This is a genomic window from Tsukamurella sp. 8F (assembly GCF_029167375.1).
GTDB lineage: Bacteria > Actinomycetota > Actinomycetes > Mycobacteriales > Mycobacteriaceae > Tsukamurella.
On the sequence record NZ_JARFTP010000008.1, the window covers coordinates 92,992 to 110,630 of the forward strand.

The window sequence follows — 17,639 nt, forward strand, 5'->3', positions numbered from 1 at the left end:
ATTCCTTTCCCGGGTCGTCATCCGCGACGGCTCGCCTTGCGGTAGCCGATGGCCAGCGGCACAGCGCATACCACGACCACCCCTACGGACCAGGCCAGCAGCTCGACCAGCGGACCGAACACCGCTCCGCCGTGCGCCAGCCCGCGCATAGCTTCGACGGTGAGGCTGAACGGCTGGTGCTCCACGATCGGCCGCAACGCCTTCGGGTACTGGTCTAGCGGCACGAAGCCGGTGCAGAAGAACATGCATAGGCCCGATACGAGCGCGGTCGCCTCGACGACGATGGTCTGCGCCGCGTACACCGCCACCGTGAGCACGGCGACGGAGAACGCGACCCCGAACGCCACCGGTACGAGCAGCCAGCCGACGGCGCCCAGGACGCCGTTCTCGAACCGCAGCCCCATGACCACGCCCGCAATGGTGAGCACGGCCGTCGCCACCACGATCCGCAGCGCCTCCGCGAGGAGCCGTGACAGCACTCCGGACGCGCGGTGCACGGGCAGGACCCACAACCGGGCGAGTAAGCCCTCGTCACGTTCGCGCATGACGCCGAGGCCGCCTACCGTCGCCCCCTGCGTCGCCGCGACCATCGCCACGAGCGGCACGCTGCCGTATAGCGCGTCGTAGCCCGCGATCCGCGTGATGCCGTCACCGAGCACGATGTCGAGCGTCACCAGGAACGCGACCGGCACCAGCGCGGTCTCGGCCAGCGTGGCGGGATCGCGCAACCACCGCTTGATGATCCGGCCCGTCAATAGCAGCGTGTTGCGCCGCAAGAGGATCGATGCGCCCTCGCCGTAGGTCCAGCGCTCGGGCGTCGGCTGCGGGACGGCCCTCACGTCCGCGCCGGCGATCATCGGTTCCTCCTCATGGACACGGCGGCGTGCAGCGCGATGCACACGATCGCGACGCCGCCCGCCCAGTACACGGACGGGCCGACCACAGCCCACGTCGCCTGGCCCGCCGCCGGTGTGGAGTCGCCCGCGAGCGCCCGGAGACCGAACACGAACTGCGAGATCGGCTGGTCCCGAACGAAGCCCTGGATCCAGCTCGGGAACCGCGCGACCGGCTGCACGCCCACCGACAGCAGCCCGAAGACCAACTGCGGCAGCATCATCAGGTGCGTCGTAGCGTCCGGGTTCTGCGTCGCGGTGCCCACCAGATCGCCGAACACCGTGAGCGATGCACCCACCAGGAGCACCACCACGCAGAAGGCGATGGTGTGCAGCCATCCGCCGTAGAAGCGGAAGCCGATCACGTGACCACAGGCCAGCGAGATGGCGAGCGCGATGGCGCACCGGTACAGGCCCGCGGTCATGCGCGCGGCGAGGGGGGTGAGCCTGCCGATCGGCATGGATCGGAAACGCCGGTCGATACCGGCCACCGAGTCGGTAGCCGAGCGGAAGCCGCTCGAGATCGCGGCGAAACAGATGGCCTGCAGCGCGATCAGCGGCATCAGGTACTGCGCATAGCTGCTCATCTCGGCGGCGTACACGCCCATGAAGTTCTTGAGCGGGAAGTAGAAGCCGATGGTGAACATCACGGACGCGGCGACCTGCGTGACGAGCTCGCCGTTGCGCAGCGTCGGCACGACGGCACGGGTGGTCAGCACCCACCACTGCTGCACCGGCGACGTCTCGGGACGCACGGCCTCCCGCGCGCCCGTGGTCGCCAGGACCGTCACGCTCCCACCTCCACCGGTCCGGGCGCGTCGCCGGTGAGCGCGAAGAAGACCTCGTCGAGCGAAGGTCGGCGGAGCGCGACGTCGTGTACCTCGACCCCCGCCGCGTCGATGCGGGAGACGGCCTCGACCAGCGTCCGCGGGCCGTCGGGCGCCGGCATCGACAGCCGGTCGGCCGCCGGTTCGAGGGTGCGCAGGTGCGGCGGGAGCAGCGAACCCAGTGCATCGACCAGTAGCGGCAGGTCTGCGCGCCGGCGCGGCACGACCTCGCAATAGGTCGCGCCCGTACGCTCCTTGAGCTCGTCGGCGGTGCCCTCGGCGATCACTGTGCCGTGGTCGATCACGACGATGCGGTCGCTGAGCTCGTCCGCCTCCTCCAGGTACTGCGTCGTCAGGAGGGTGGCGATCCCCTCGTCGCGCAGTCGGGCGACGAGGTCCCACACCCCCTGACGACTTCGCGGGTCCAGGCCGGTCGTGGGCTCGTCGAGGAATACGACCGACGGCCGCACCACGAGCCCGCACGCGATATCGATACGCCGCCGCATACCGCCCGAGTAGGTGCCGACGCGACGGTCGGCGGCATACTCGAGGTCGAAGCGGGCGAGCAACTCGTCCGCCCGGGTCCGAGCGTCGGGCTTGCGCAGTCCCTGGAGCCGGCCGAACAGCACGAGGTTCTCGCGCCCGGTGAGCATGTCGTCGAGCGACGCGTGCTGCCCCGTCAGCATGATCTCGCGCCGCACGGCCGCCGAAGCGGTGGCGACGTCGTGACCGGCGACCACGGCCCGCCCCGACGTCGGTTTCGACAGCGTCGCCAGGATGTCGACGGTCGTCGTCTTCCCCGCGCCGTTGGGGCCGAGCAGCCCCAGGATCTCGCCCGGCGCGATCTGGAAGTCGACTCCGCGCAGCGCCGTGAAGTCGCCGAAGGACTTGGTCAGCCCCTCGACCTCCACGGCCGGTCCGTGCCGGTTCATGCGGTTCCTCCTCCGGCGCCCAGCGCCGACAGGTCCACGAGCTCCAGCTCGTCGACATCCGGATCATCCTCGGCGCCCGCACTTCTCGCGAGCTCCGGTAGCGCGACCTGCAGCGCCGCGGCCAATGCGTCGACGCGCGCACGGCTGACGCGCTGCTCGTCGTACCACCAGTCCAGGTGCAGTGCACCGGCGGCGCGGTACACACGCAGCGTGAGTGCGTGCCCCAGCGCCGGCACGGTCTCCCGCACCGGGAGCGCCGTGTCGGGGTCGAACCCGACTGGCGCCGCGGGATCGTGCGGTGGCGCGTCCGGCACGGTGCCTACCACGTCGAGCTGCACGTCCGGCTCCCTGAGCCGCGCGAATGCCGCGGCGGTGGGCGCATGCAGGTACCGCAGCAGCCCGTATCCCAGGCCGTGGTGCGGTACAGCGCGGACGGCCTGGCGCGCGGCGTCGAGCTCTGCGCCCGCATCGATACCGGCAGCCGCGTCGACCGCGACCGGGTACACCGTCGCGAACGCGCCTGCCGTACGGCGCAGGTTCACGTCCGGCTCGAGCACGGCGCGGGCGCTGCCGCCCATATCGACGGCGAGCCTGCCGGGCCCGACGACGCTACCCGCGGCCCGCGCGAGCGCGGCGAGAGCGAGCTCCTCGAGCCTGATCCCGGTGCGCCGCCGGGCATCGTCGACCTCGCTCGTGGCGACGGTGCCGAGCGTCCCACCGACCCGGACCAGGTCCGAGCGTTCGGGTCGGCGGGACGCAGGGAGGTCGGGGAGCGCCAACGACGCGCCCGACAGTGCGTCGCGCCAATGAGACCGGCTCGCAAGCACATCGGGGTGTGTGGCCAGGCTGCCGCACCGCCGTGACCACTGCGCCCACGACACGGGTGGCTCGGCTAATTCGACATCGCCGCCTGCGGCACGCTGCGCGAACCCGGTCAGGAGGTCGGCCAGCAGGACGTCGCGGGACTCCGCCTCGCCGGCCAGGCCGTGCAATGCGAGCACCAGGGTCGACGGGCCACCGTCGGGATCCGTCAGCAGCTCAGCGGCGAGCGACGGTCCGCCCGCAGCAGTGAGCCGTTGAACCGACTCGGCCGTCGGCCCGGATCCGGTTGTCACGGAGACGTCGGTCGAGGGATCGACCTGCTGCTCCCACACGCCGTCGACCTCGGCGAGCCGCACGCGCAGCGCGTCGTGCCGCTCCGCTAGGGCCGTGAGGACGGCGCGCACGTCCGCGGCACCCATGTCCCGGCGCACCCGCAGCACTATGGGCACCCGCCACTGGGCGGGGTCGGCCAGGCCCGACGAGACCAGCCGGGCGAGGCTGGGAGGCAGGGGAAGCGGAGCGTCGCCGGAGGGATCGCGGGCCAGACCGCCGACCTCGTAGCGGGCTTCGAGCGCGGCCGCCAGCGAGGCGACCGTCGGGTGATCGTAGAGATCCTGTGGTGTGAGGTCTATGCCCTCGTGCCCCGCCGCCATGGCGACGCCGATCGCGATCAGCGAGTCGCCTCCCAGGTCGAAGAAGTCGCCGCCGCGGTCCACCGAGTCGACCCCGAGGCACTGCGCCCACACGCGGGCGAGCCGATCCTCGATCCCCGCGGACGGATCATCGTCGACCCGGGCGGCCTCCGCCGAGCCGAAGCCCACGCCGGAGCGCCGCTCGGCAGGGAGGTAGTCGACCCAGTAGGTGTCGCGCAGGAACGGGTACCCGGGCAGGAGCAGCCGCCGCCCGCCGGTGCCGGGCGCGAGATCCACGGCCGCCCCGGCCGCCCACAGCGCGCCCAGCCCGGCGCGGAAGGCCTCGTGGTCGTCGCGATTCTGTGCGCGGTGCCGCACGAGTCGCACGACCGCGTGCCCGTCGTCCCATCGCGGATGGCGCTGAGCGGCAGACGTGAGTGTGCCGCCCGGGCCTACCTCGACGAGCACGCGATGCGGCTGCGCGAGCACGCTCGCAAGCTCGTCGGCGAACCGCACCGTGGCCCGGATCTGGCGCCCCCACATCCCGGGGTCGGTCGCCTCCGCGCCGCTCATGGGTGCCCCGGTCACGTTGGAGAGCAACGGAATCCGTGGCTCACGGAGCTCGACGCGGGACATGTAGGCCGTGAACCGCTCCACAACGGGCGCCATCAGCCGCGAATGGAACGCGTGCGATGTGCGCACGCGGCGGGCGGCGACGCCGTCGGCTGCGAGCTTCTCCGCGAGCGCCGCCACGTCCTCCTCCGTGCCGGCCACCACGCAGGCGCCCGGCTCGTTGACGGTAGCCACGTCGAGCGCGCCGGCGGTGAGATACGGAGCAGCCGCATCGGGCGCCAGCGGCACGGCGATCATCGCACCGCGGGGCGCCTGCTGCATGAGGGTGGCACGCTCGGCGACCGCGGAGACGGCCGACGGCAGGTCCATGACGCCGGCCAGCGTCGCGGCGACGAACTCGCCCACGCTGTGCCCGACGAGAGCAGCCGGAACGACACCGTGGTGTTCGAGCAGCTTCCCGAGTGCGTACTCGACCGCGAACAGCGCCGGCTGGGTTCGATCCGTGCGTTCCAGCTCGCGCGGGCGACCACGGAAGACTGTCGCACGCAGGTCGATTCCCAAAGCGGCATCGAATCCCGCTGCGCAGCGGTCGAAAGCGTCTCGGAACACGGGTTCGCCCTCGTACAACCCCTGGGCCATGCCCACGTACTGCGAACCCTGCCCGGGAAACAGGAACACGGTGCGACCGTCGGCCCCGGCTCCGGCAGGGGCCGTCGTGGGTGGGCCACCCGCGTGTAGGGCTTCGACGGCGCCGTGGACGTCCGACGCGGCGACCGCCAGGCGTACCGCATCGGCGGGCCGCGATGCGAGCGTGTGCGCGACGTCGGCGAGGGATATCTCCGGGTCGGCGGCGAGCTCGTCGGCGAGCTGAACGCGGGCCACGTCGATCCGCTCGGGGCTGCGCGCGGAGAGCGTCAGTACGTGCGGACCGCTGGCGGTCGACGGTGTCTCGTGCCCGGGTGCCTCTTCGAGCACGACATGGACGTTGGTTCCGCCCACCCCGAACGAGCTGACGCCCGCCCGCAACGGCCCGTCCCATTCCCACGGGGCGCTCTCGCCCTGCACTTCGAACGGCCCCTGTTCGAGGTGCAGTTCCGGGTTGGGCGCCGTGTAGTGCAGCGTCGCGGGCAGCTCGCGGTTGCGCAGCGCTAGCACGGTCTTGATGAAGCCCGCGATGCCGGATGCCACCTCGAGGTGCCCGATGTTGGCTTTGACGGACCCCAGCCGGCACGGCCCCGTCCGGTCGCTCGAAGCGAGTGCGAAAGCCTGTCGAAGACCGTCGATCTCGATCGGGTCGCCGAGCGGCGTCGCGGTCCCGTGCGTCTCCACGTAACTCACCGACGACGCGTCGACGCCCGCGATGGCGTGCGCCTCTGCGATCACCTCGGCCTGACCTACCGCGTTGGGTGCCGCATACGTCATCTTGCCCGCACCGTCGTTGTTGACGGCGGAGCCGCGGATCACCGCGTGGATACGGTCGCCGTCGGCGAGCGCGCGCGAGACCGTCTTGAGTACCACCGCGCCGACGCCACTGCCGAACACCGTGCCGTCTGCGCGCACGTCGAATGGGCGGCAGCGCCCGCTCGGCGACGTCATGGCGCCTGGCTCGTGCCAGTAGCCCACGGAGTCGGGCACTCGGATCGACACGCCGCCCGCGACCGCCGCGTCGGTCTCACCCGACAGCAGAGACTGGCATGCCAGGTGCACCGCCAGCAGGGAGCTGGAGCACGCAGTCTGCACCGATAGAGCCGGGCCACGTAGGTCGAAGGCGTGCGCGACGCGGGTCGCGACGTGGTCCTTGTCGTTCTGCAGCGACAGATCGATCATCTCGAACGACGCGCCCTGTCCGATGACGCGCTGCGGGTCGAGTCGCGACATCAGATTGTTGAGGAGGTAACCGCTCGCAGAGCTGGTGCCGAACACGCCGACGGATCCCTCCAACGCGTGCGGGTCGTACCCGGCATCCTCGATCGCGTGCCAGACCGTCTGCAAGAACAGGCGATGCTGCGGATCGAGCGTGCGGGCCGCGGCCGCACCGATACCGAAGATCTCGGGGTCGAACTCGTCGAGCCCCGCGAGCGGCGCGCCGCGTCGGATGTATCCGGGGTCGGCGAGCGCGTCGTCATCGATACCGTGGGCGCGCAGAGTCTCCTCGTCCAGCGGGACGATCGATTCGACTCCGCCCACCAGATTGCGCCAGTACTCCCCCACGGTGCGGGCTCCGGGGAACCGCCCGGCCACGCCGACGACGGCGATCGCGTCGGCCAGCTCCTCGGGGCACTCCTGGGTGTCGAGACGCTGGGTCATGCGGTCTCCTTTCGTCGAGATGCGGCGCGGCGGCGGGCCGCGGCGCGCTGCTGCACACGGCTCGCGAGGGCGCTGCCGGGTGCGTCGGCCTGATCGGTCTCGGGCTCGTCCACCCCCAGTGAAGTGGCCAGCGCCGCGGCGAGGTCGGTGAGGGACGCCCCCTGCAGGAGCAGCGCGACGGGGGGCTCGATGCCGAAGTCGGCGCGCGCGGCGTTGCGTATACGTACCGCCATCAGCGAGTCCATACCGAGTTTGGTGAGCGGCTCGGCGGGATCGATGCCGCCGCCGGCGCCGTAGCCCATCACGGCCGAGATGCGGGATCGCAGTCGGTCCAGTACCGCTTCGCGCGCCTGCGCGGCAGGCATCGCGCGTACTGCTTCGAGGCCCGGCCATGCATCGTCGTCGGCCGAGTCCAGCTCGGCGACGAGCGGCGCGAAGTAGCCCTGCCCCTTCAGTTCCGGGAACACGGCGGCCGCGCGGTCCAGCCGTAGCCGGACGACGCCGACGGCCCGGTCGGTGCCGGCAAGCACAGCGTCCAGTGCCTCCAGGCCCTCAGCCGGGGTCATCGGATCGACGGCGTCGATCGCGAGGGAGCGCGCCAGGCCCACATCGGCCCACTGGCCCCACTGGACCGACGTCGCGGGCAGCCCCGCGGCGCGGCGGCGGTCGACGAGCGCATCGAGATAGCCGTTCGCCGCGGCGTAGGCACCCTGGCCCGGGGACCCGAGCAGCGACGCGACCGACGAGAAGAGGACGAACCAGTCGAGCTCTCGGTCCGTGACAGCCGCGTCGAGGCGTAGAGCACCTGTGACCTTGGGCGCCCATACACGCGCCAGCGCGTCCTGGGTCAGAGCAGCGACCAACTGGTCGTCGAGCACCGCAGCCGAGTGCAGCACCCCGCGGAGCGTGAGCCCGTCCCGCTCCGCCGCGGCGACCAGCCGCTCGGCCGTGCCCGGCTCGGAGAGATCGCCCTGCACGTACTCGGCGCCGAGCGCGTCCACCTCGGCCTGGTCTCCTGCGTCGAGCGCGCGCCGACCCGAGAGGACCACACGCCCGGCACCGACCTCGCGGAGGTGCCGTGCGACGACGAGACCGATGCCGCCCATGCCGCCCGTCACGATGTATGCGCCGTCGGCGCGCACCGTCGGCCCTGCCTCCACAGCCGCGTCGCCGGCACGTGTGAGACGGGCCGCGAAACGCTCGCCACCACGCCACGCGACGACGTCGTCCGCCCCGGCGGTCTCCGCCGTCAACACCTGCGCGGCGTCGGCGTCCTCAGGCACATCGAGGAGCGTGGGGCGCAGGCCCGCATGCTCGTACGCCAGGACCCGAACCAGGCCGCGCAGTGCGCCGGCGCCGGGGTCGCCGGGTTCGTCCGCTCGCACTGCCATGCCCTCGCGGGTCACGAGCCAAAGGCGCGGCGGCTCGCCGAGCCATCCCGTCGCGACGGTCCGCACCACGGACGTGACCTGCCAGAGCAGATCGCGCGCCGCCGTGCCGTCGACGTCGTCCTGTAGGGCGGGTACGAGCACGACGACGCCGACCGGGGGCATCGCCGGATCACCGGCCGCCTGCCCGAACGCCTCCGACACCGCTGCGTCGTCGCCCAGGGACGCCGTGACGACCCGGCGCTCGGGCGAGGAGAAGCTACGCGCGAACTCCGTGGCATCCGCGCCGACGACCAGCCAGCTACCGGGCCGCGTCGAAGCTCCCGTGGGAGGTTCGACCCGTAGCCATTCCGCTCGGAACATCTTCTGCGCCAGTGGAAGCGGGACTGTGCGCCGCTGTACGCGGCGGAGGAAGACCCCGTTCACACGTGCCGCGAGGGTGCCGTCCTCGCCGAGCACGACGACGTCGCCGAGCGCGCCCTCGGAATCGACGCTGCGGAACGACGCCCGGCATGTCACCTGGCGACCGAGCACGCCGAACACCTGGATCTCCTCGACGGACACGGGCAGGTAGGTGTCGTCCCCCGCACCGCCGAGTCGGTCGGCGGGCATCGCGGCGGCGAGCGTCTGCAGCGCCGCGTCCAGGAGGACCGGGTGCAGGACGAGCCCGCGGTGCGCAGTCGCGGTGGGCGGCAGCACCGCCTCGCCCTCCGCGACACCGTCGCCCCGGATCAGCCGGGTGAGCGCCGCGAAGGCGGTGTCGTGGTGAGCACCGGTCCGTCGCAACGCGGTGTAGAAGTCGTTCGGCGCCACCGGATCGCCGGTCACCGGCGCCGAATCGTGCGAGCGCGCGCGCACCGGCGTTCCTGTCGAGGCGGCTTCAGCCGCCACGTCGGCCACCGCGTGCCGGCGCCATGTGTCGCCGTCGCCCGTGAACACCTCCACACGACCCGTGGCGTCGCCCGTGCGCGTCAGCTGTGTCGTCAGACGCACCGAATCCGCAAGCGGGAGCATCTGTTCCACCTCGAGCCGGCGCACCGTCACCGCCGCCGGATCTACGCCGAAGGCCTGTGCGGCTCCCGCCAGCACGGCCTCCGCGAAGCCGGCAGCGGGCATGATCGCCTGGCCGTGCACCCGGTGGTCGGCGAGCCACGGCAGCGCAGCCAGGCCGACGTCGCCGCTCCATAGATCGCCGCTGCCCGACGGGACGGCGACATGGGCGCCCAGCAGTGGATGCTCACCTGAGACGCGTGTCCCGCCCGCCGGCGGCGACATCCAGTACTCACTGTGCTGCCACGTGTGCGGCGGCAGGTCGATGCGCGGCGCACCGGTGACCGGTACCCCGGCGACCTGGGCGCGGTGCACGTGGAACGTCAGCGCCTCGTCCTGGTCGCGCAGGAGCGTCGGGAGCACCCGCGCGCCACGGCGCTCCGCCAGTGAATCGGTGAGGGCGTGCGTGAGTATGGGGTGGGGAGAGACCTCTACGAACGTGCCGTGCCGCTCACCGGCCGCCGCCGCGGCGCCCGCGAACTGCACGGGATGGCGTAGGTTGTCCGCCCAGTACGCGGCATCGAACACCGGCGCCGTCTGCCCCGGCTGCACCGTCGAATACACCGGGATACGCGGCGCCCGCGGCGAGATCGACGCAAGCTCCGCACGCAACTCACCCAGAATCGGATCCACCGTCGCATGATGCGACGCCACATCCACCTCCACCCGACGCGCCAACAGATTCCGCCCCGTCACCTCAGCGACCACAGCATCCACCTGCCCCGGCGCACCCGCCACCACTGTCTGCCGCGGAGACGCGACCACGGCAACGGACACTCCCTCGAAGCGTGCGATGAGGTGTTCCGCCTCTGCGGCGTCGAGCTCGAGCAACGCCATCGCACCCTGACCCGACAACTCCCGCCGCATCAACCGCGACCGCGTCGCAATCACCGTCAACCCATCCCGCACCGACAAACCACCCGACACGACAGCAGCCGCAACCTCACCCATCGAATGACCGACCACCGCATCCGGCTCCACACCATGCGCACGCCACAACGCCACCAACGCCAACTGCACACCCACCAACACCGGCTGAATCCGATCGATACCCACCACCGGCTCACCCGACTCCAACACCCCACGCAACGAGAAACCCACCACCGCAACAAAATCCACATCGATCTCATCCACAGCAGCACCAAACGCCGGCTCCGCCACCAACAACGACCGACCCATCCCAGCCCACTGCGAACCCTGACCCGAGAACACGAACACCACACCGGGCGTGGACCGCCCCTGGGCCTCGGCCACGCCCGCGGCGGGCGTGCCCGCCGCAAGGGCGCGCAGACCCGCCACCGCGCCGGCCACGTCGCGCGCGACGACGATGCCGGACGCGGGAGCACCGTCTGCCTCACAGTGCAGGGCCGCGGACACATCGCCGAGGTCCGCCCGGCCACCGGCCAGCCACTCGGCGAGGTCGGCGGCGCGCGCCCGCATGCGCTCGCCCGTCCGGCCGCCGACGGCGAGCGTCTGAACGCCCTGGGCAGGGGCGGCCGCAACCGCGTCCGGCCCCTGCTCCAGGACGATGTGTGCGTTGGTGCCGCCGAGGCCGAAGGAGGAGACCGCCGCGCGCCGGGGCCCGGACGCGGAGGGCCACGGATCCGCCTCGGTGGGCACGTAGAGACGCGTACCGGACGGATCGATTGCCGGGTTCCACTTCGCGAAGTGCAGGTTGGGTGGCACCTGTCCGCGCTGGACCGCGAGCACAGCCTTGATGAAGCCCGCTATTCCCGCCGCGGCCTCGAGGTGTCCCATGTTGGTCTTGACCGCACCGAGGGCGCAGCGCCCGGCGCCGCCGCCGTACGTCTGGGAGAGTGCGTCGAACTCGATCGGATCACCGAGACCCGTTCCCGTGCCGTGGGTCTCGACGAGGTGGACGGACGAAGCGGGTAGGTCGCCCAGCGCGGCCGCGATCACGTCGCGCTGCGCCGGCGCATTGGGTGCCGTGAGGCCGTTGGAGCGACCGTCCTGGTTGACCGCCGAGCCACGCACCACCGCCAGCACACGGTCGCCGTCGCGTACGGCGTCCGTCAGACGCTTCAGCACCACGACGCCGCAACCCTCGCCGCGTACGAAGCCGTCGGCGGACGCGTCGAACGCGCTGCACCGGCCGCGCGGGGACAGCATCCCCCACTTCCCCAGCGCCAGCTGGGTCTCCGGTCGCAGGATCAGGTTGACGCCGCCCGCGAGGGCGAGGTCGCTCTCGCGCATCCGCAGGCTCTGGCACGCGAGATGCACGGACACCAACGACGACGAGCACGCCGTGTCGACGGCGACCGCCGGACCGCGGAGGCCGAGCAGGTAGGCGATACGCCCGACCGTCACGCTGTGCGCATTGCCGGTCGCGGAGTACGCGTCGATGGCGTCCGGGTCGCCCGCGGATGCCGCCTGGTACTCGTTGTAATACACGCCGACGGTGACCGACGCACGAGTGCCGGACGCCGCGTCGGGGGTTATCCCGGCGTTCTCCAGGGCCTCCCAGGCGACCTCGAGCAGGACTCGCTGCTGCGGGTCCATGGCCTCGGCCTCGCGGGGCGAGATCCCGAAGAACTCGGCGTCGAATCCGCGCACGTCGGGAAGGAACGCGCCCCACTTCGATGGCATGCGCCCCGGCACCTGCGGGTCGGCGTCGTAGTAGGCGTCGGCGTCCCAGCGATCGGCGGGCACCTCCGTGACCGCGTCGACGCCGCCGCGTAGCAGGTCCCAATACGCCTCGGGCCCGGCGGCGCCGCCGGGGAACCGGCAGCCGATGCCCACGACGGCGATCGGCTCCGCCGCCGCTATCTTCGCGGACTTGTCGAAACGCTCGGACAGAGCACCGCGCTGTGCGTCGGACATGCTCGCCACACGGTCGTATGTCGTTGCGCGCGCGGCCTGCTGCTCGCTCATGTTCTCTCCAGTCCTCGCCTACAGCGTCTCGACGCTGTCGAACAACTCGTCCAGCAGCCCGGCCTCATCGCCGGTCCCGGGCAGATCGTCGCCGCCCGCACCGGGATCCGGTTCGGGATCCGTTGCGCCCGCGACCATCTCGGCGAGACGCGCGGACAGCAGCGCGACCGTCGGGTGGTCCCACAGCAGCGTGGCCGAGAGCTCGACGCCGACAAGTGCCCGCGCATCGCGGAGCACGGCCATCGCCATCATCGAGTCGAGTCCGAGCTCGGGGAACGGGCGGTCGACGTCGACCGCGTCGGTAGGCATGCCGAGTTCCCTCGCCAGCACGGCGCGGATCGCGGAACCGATCGCCTCGCGGGCCTCGGCCACGCTCATCGTCGTCAGGTCCAGGGTGGCCGCGGGCAGATCCCCCTGCAGCACGTCCGGGTCCGCCACCGAGACAGCCGAGTAGCGCAGGTCGGTCAGCTCCAGCCACGGCGCACCGTCAGGACGCGTCACCCGCAGGTCGACAGCGAGCGACCCGTCGGACGCGAGCCGACGCCTGGCATCGACGACGCAAGCGTCGCGGCCGGGCGCGCCGATCGCGATGCCGCCTAGAGCGGACGGCAGCAGCAGGCCGTCGCCGACGCGTCCCAGCAGCCGTCCGACATGTACCGCGGCGTCGAGCGCCGCAGCCACGGTCGACGTGGGGCCCTCGTCCGGCAGACGGATCTCGGCCCGCAGGGCGCCGGGAGCGGCCGTGTGGCCGGTGACGCTCCACGCGTAGGGGCGGCCTTCGACGCCCCACGAGCGGGCGAGGTCCTCGGCGGCGGCCTCGCTGTAATCGGGGATCTCGGTCGTGTCGGGCTCGACATGCCCACCGTCCGCGGTACCGATCGCCGCGGATGCGTGCCGCACCCAGCGATCGACGGGAGCCGACGGGTCGGTATGCGACGTGATCGCGATCCGTCCGTCTTCGACCGCGACACGCACGGCCCGCGGCTGGTCCAGCAGCACGGGGTACTCGAACCGGATGTCCCGCAGCGCTTCCGTACCGGCGCGGGCACCCGCCGCGGCGAGCGTAGCGGCGAGTACGGACACGGGAACGAGCTCGGTGCCCTGCACCCGGTGCGGTGTGGGATAGGGCAGCGCCGACGCGAGAAGAGCGGCATCCCAGCGGTTTCCGGCATCCGATTCGGGGCCGAGGAGTGTGCCGGGCAGCGGAGCCGGCAGATCCGCGATATCCGCACTCGTGGCATCGAGCAGGTCGTCTACCACGCGGAGCGGCACCCGCGTGCGATAGGCCTCGGCCAGCCGCGGCCAGTCGGCTCCGGCGATGATCGAACGGGTCGGTGCGTCGGACCCCAATGCGTGGGCGAGGGCCGCGACCGCGGCCCCGTTCGGCATCGGCTCCAGCCCCGCCGCCGCGGTCTCGGGCTGCGCCTCGGCCCACGACGCGAACAGACCCCAGTCCACGACGGTGGCCGGGAGGCCCGCCAGCCGCCGAGCGGCGGCGAGGCCGTCGGCGTACGCATTGGCGGCCGTGTAGTGGCCGAGCCAGCGCGATCCGAGGATGCCCGTGATCGACGAGAACAGAACGAATCGGCGCACCGGATGCTCGATGGTGAGCTCGTGCAGCACGGCTGCGGCGTCGACCTTGGGTGCGAACATCGCGGCGACGTCGGCCTCCCCGAGATCGGCGAGTTCACCTGCACCGCCCGCGAGTGCCGCGAGGTATACGCCGTCGAGCGGTGGGAGATCGGATCCGAACCGCGCGAACAGCTCTCGCATCGCGTCGGCGTCGGCGGCATCCGCGGCGACGGGGATCACGCGGGTCTCACCGAGGTCGCCCAAGCCGTCGGGAAGCGTGCCGCGACGGGACACGGCGACCACCGTTCCCGCGCCCAGCTGTGCGAGTCCCCGCACCAGATCCGGGCCGATGTTGCCTGTCGCGCCCACCACGAGCTGCGCGGCGTCGCCGTCCAGCCGTGTCACTGCGGGCGCGGCCGAACCACGGCGCAGGCGCGGGACCCGGCGCACGCCGGAGCGGTAGACCACCTGGTCCTCGCGGTCCTCCGCCGCCGCCTCGGCGTGCAGGGCGCGGGCGACCAGCGCCGGCGGCAGCGCGGCATCGACGTCGATGAGCCCGGCCCACACTGCGGGGAGCTCCAGCGCCAGCGTGCGTCCCGCCCCCCATGCGGCGGCGTGTGCGGGGTTCGCGCCCTCGCCCTCGGAGGTGGCGACGGCGTTCCGGGTCAAGATCGTGAGGCGCGGCGCCGAGCCCGCGTCGCGCAGCAGAGCAGCCAGGCGAGCGACGGCGACCGTGACTTCGCGCGCGGGCGCGGGACCGATCCGATCTGGCGCGACCGGCGGCGCGTAGACCACCCGGTCCACGTCGGCGAGCGCGGCGCGAACGGCGTCCGGGTTCTCCGTGACGCTGGTTGCGGCCAGGTGCCGCGAGCCTCCGCCGAGTAACTCCGCGAGGCGCGCTCCGCTCTGGTCGGCCAGAACCAGCCAGCGCTGCGACGGTCGTGCCGCATCCGTCGCGGCGGTGAGCTCGCGAGCAGGGTGATCGAGCGTCAGGAACCAGCCGTGCGGACCGCCATCAGGCGCCGCGACGGCATGGGCGGGTGCGGCCTGGGGCGTCGCGGGCGTGATCCAGTGGCGGCCGTGCTGCCACGCCATCGTGGGCAGCACGCCGTCGGTGCGTGGCCGCCGCGGCACATTCGCGGTTCCCGCCCCGAGAACGGTGAGCAGGTTCGCGCCGAAGGTCACTCCCCCGTGGGTATCGCGCGCGAGAGTGCCGAGGACACGGTGTCCGTCGAGGCACTGGCCGAGCGGGTGACCGAGGATCGGGTGGGGCGATATCTCGACGAATGTGCCGTGGCCGGCCCCTGCGGCGACGACCGCATCGGCGAACCGTACCGGCCTGCGGAGGTTGTCCGCCCAGTACGCGGCATCGAAGACGGGGTTCGTCTCGCCGGGTCGCACGGTCGAGTACACGGGGATCCGCGGCGTCCGCGGTGAGATCGACGCAAGCTCCTGCCGCAACTCGCCGAGGATCGGGTCGACCGTCGCGTGGTGCGACGCCACGTCCACCTCGACCCGGCGCGCCAGCAGGTTCTGTGCCGTGACGGCGGCGACGACGGCATCGACCTGCTCGGGCGGACCCGCGACGACGGTCTGCTTCGGCGAGGCGACCACAGCAATCGATACATCGGCGAAGTCCTGGAGCAGCGTCTCGACGGCGTCCGAGTCGAGCTCGAGTAGCGCCATAGCGCCCTGCCCCGACAACTCGCGCCGCATCAGCCGCGACCGCGTGGCGATCACCGTGAGTCCGTCGCGGACCGACAGGCCGCCCGAGACCACGGCCGCTGCGACCTCACCCATCGAATGACCGATCACGGCGTCCGGCTCCACGCCGTGCGCGCGCCACAACGCCACCAGGGCCAACTGAACGCCAACGAGTACGGGTTGGATGCGGTCGATGCCGGTCACGGGATCGCCGGATTCGAGCAGGTCTCGTAGCGAGAAGCCCACCACCTCGCGGAAGTCCGTGTCGATCTCGTCGACGGCCGCCGCGAACGCCGGCTCCGATCCCAGTAGTGCCCGGCCCATGCCTGCCCACTGTGAACCCTGGCCGGAGAAGACGAACACCGTTCCCGGTCCGGGCGACGCCGCCACGGGCACGACGCCGGGCGCCTGGTAGCCGCCGGCAAGCGCACTGAGTCCGGCGATCGCCTGTGCCCGGTCCGCCGCGACCACGGCGGCGACGCGAGGGAACCGGGCGCGCTCGTACGCGAGCGCGGATGCGATGTCGGCAAGGTCGGCGTCGGAGTCGGCGAGCCGGTCCGCGAGACGCCCCGCGGCCGCCGCCACGCGTTGCGGTGTGCGGCCCGACACGAGCAGCGTCGAGACCTCCTGTCGGGCATCGTCGCCGTCGGCCTGCACCGGCATCGGCGCCTGTTCGACGACGACGTGCGCATTCGTGCCGCTCACGCCGAACGACGACACTCCGGCGCGGCGCGGCCGGTCCACCTCGGGCCAGGCGGTGGTGTCGGTCGGGAAGACGAACTCGGAGGCACCCTCGGTCGCGCGTGAGGTGAGCCGCGTGAAATGTAGTAGCCGGGGGATCCGGGCATGCTGGAGGGCCAGCACGGTCTTGATGAAACCCGCTATACCCGCCGCGGATTCGAGATGGCCGAGGTTGGTCTTCACAGTGCCGACGACCAGCGGCGCCGAGTCCCCGCGATCCCCGAAGACGCGATGCAGGGTGTCGAGCTCGATGGGGTCCCCCAGCGACGTCCCGGTACCGTGCGCCTCGATGTAGTCCACATCCGAGGGCGCGACGTCGCCGAGAGCCTGCCGGATGAGCGCCTGCTGCGCCGGGCCGTTGGGCACCGTCTGGCCGCTGCTGGCTCCGTCCTGGTTGACGGCCGTGCCGCGTACCACCGCGAGCACGCGGTCGCCGTCGCGCTGGGCGTCCGAGAGCCGCTTGAGCACGACCACGCCCGCGCCTTCGCTGCGCACATAGCCGTCGGCGTCGTCGTCGAACGCCTTGCATCGTCCGTCCGGGGCGAGCATTCCCCAGCGTGAGCACGCGATGCTGTTCTCCGGACTGAGCACGAGGTTCACACCCGCGACGAGCGCGGCGTCGGTCTCGCGCTTGCGCAGCCCCTGCGCGGCGAGGTGCAGGGCGGTCAGCGACGACGAACATGCGGTATCCAGCACCACCGCGGGGCCGCGGAGGCCCAGGAAGTAGGACAGGCGCCCGGCCGCGAAGTTGTGCGCGCTGCCGAACGGCACGTAGGGGTCGATCTCCTCGGGAGCGAGCGCACCGGCGAGGCGCAGCGAATAGTCCGTAGTCGTCAGGCCCACGTACACGCCCGTGCGACTACCGGACAGCGATTCGGGCACGATGCCGCCGTGCTCCAGCGCCTCCCAGGCGACCTCCATGAGCAGCCGCTGTTGCGGGTCCATACCGGCGGCCTCGCGCGGCGATATGCCGAAGTGCTCGGCGTCGAACTCGGCAGGGTCCCAGCCCGTGAGGAACCCGCCCTCACGGTTCACGATGGTGCCCGGCACGGTGTGGTCGGGCGAATACAGCGCATCGGCGTCCCACCGGTCGCCGGGCACGCGCACGACGCCGTCGCGCCCCTCCTCGAGCAGGCCCCAGAAGTCGTCGGGACCCATCACTCCGCCGGGCAGGCGGCAGCCCATGCCGACGACGGCGATCGGTTCACGGTCGCCCTCCTCGGCGACGGCGAGCCGCGCGCTCAGGTCGTCGATGCGGCGCAGCGCGTCCGTGAGGATCGCGCGGCGGTCGGGTGCGGCAGTCATA

At 72.1% G+C, this 17,639-nt stretch carries 6 protein-coding genes; all 6 read right to left on the minus strand.

The features are described 5' to 3' along the window. Positions 1-17 precede the first annotated feature (17 nt). The 6 genes from P0W64_RS08715 to P0W64_RS08740 are packed head-to-tail and all read right to left on the minus strand — an operon-like array spanning position 18 to position 17,638. Positions 18-857, minus strand: a complete 840-nt coding sequence (locus tag P0W64_RS08715) for an ABC transporter permease (RefSeq protein WP_275479691.1) — start codon at positions 855-857, stop codon at positions 18-20. Further along, positions 854-1,684, minus strand: a complete 831-nt coding sequence (locus P0W64_RS08720; protein WP_275479692.1) for an ABC transporter permease — start codon at positions 1,682-1,684, stop codon at positions 854-856. The genes P0W64_RS08715 and P0W64_RS08720 overlap by 4 nt, the downstream gene beginning before the upstream one ends. Further along, positions 1,681-2,652 carry an ATP-binding cassette domain-containing protein gene (locus tag P0W64_RS08725; protein ID WP_275479693.1) on the minus strand — a complete coding sequence of 324 codons (972 nt, stop codon included), beginning with the start codon at positions 2,650-2,652 and terminating at the stop codon, positions 1,681-1,683. Before P0W64_RS08725 ends, P0W64_RS08720 begins: the two co-directional genes overlap by 4 nt. Continuing rightward, positions 2,649-6,986 carry a type I polyketide synthase gene (locus tag P0W64_RS08730; RefSeq protein WP_275479694.1) on the minus strand — a complete coding sequence of 1,446 codons (4,338 nt, stop codon included), beginning with the start codon at positions 6,984-6,986 and terminating at the stop codon, positions 2,649-2,651. Before P0W64_RS08730 ends, P0W64_RS08725 begins: the two co-directional genes overlap by 4 nt. Continuing rightward, a complete protein-coding gene (locus P0W64_RS08735; RefSeq protein ID WP_275479695.1) occupies positions 6,983-12,316 on the minus strand; it encodes a type I polyketide synthase in 5,334 nt (1,777 codons plus the stop codon). The genes P0W64_RS08730 and P0W64_RS08735 overlap by 4 nt, the downstream gene beginning before the upstream one ends. An 18-nt stretch (positions 12,317-12,334) precedes the next feature. Then, the gene (locus P0W64_RS08740; protein WP_275479696.1) at positions 12,335-17,638 is read right to left on the minus strand and encodes a type I polyketide synthase; all 5,304 of its coding nucleotides are present in this window, start codon (positions 17,636-17,638) and stop codon (positions 12,335-12,337) included. Position 17,639 lies beyond the last annotated feature (1 nt).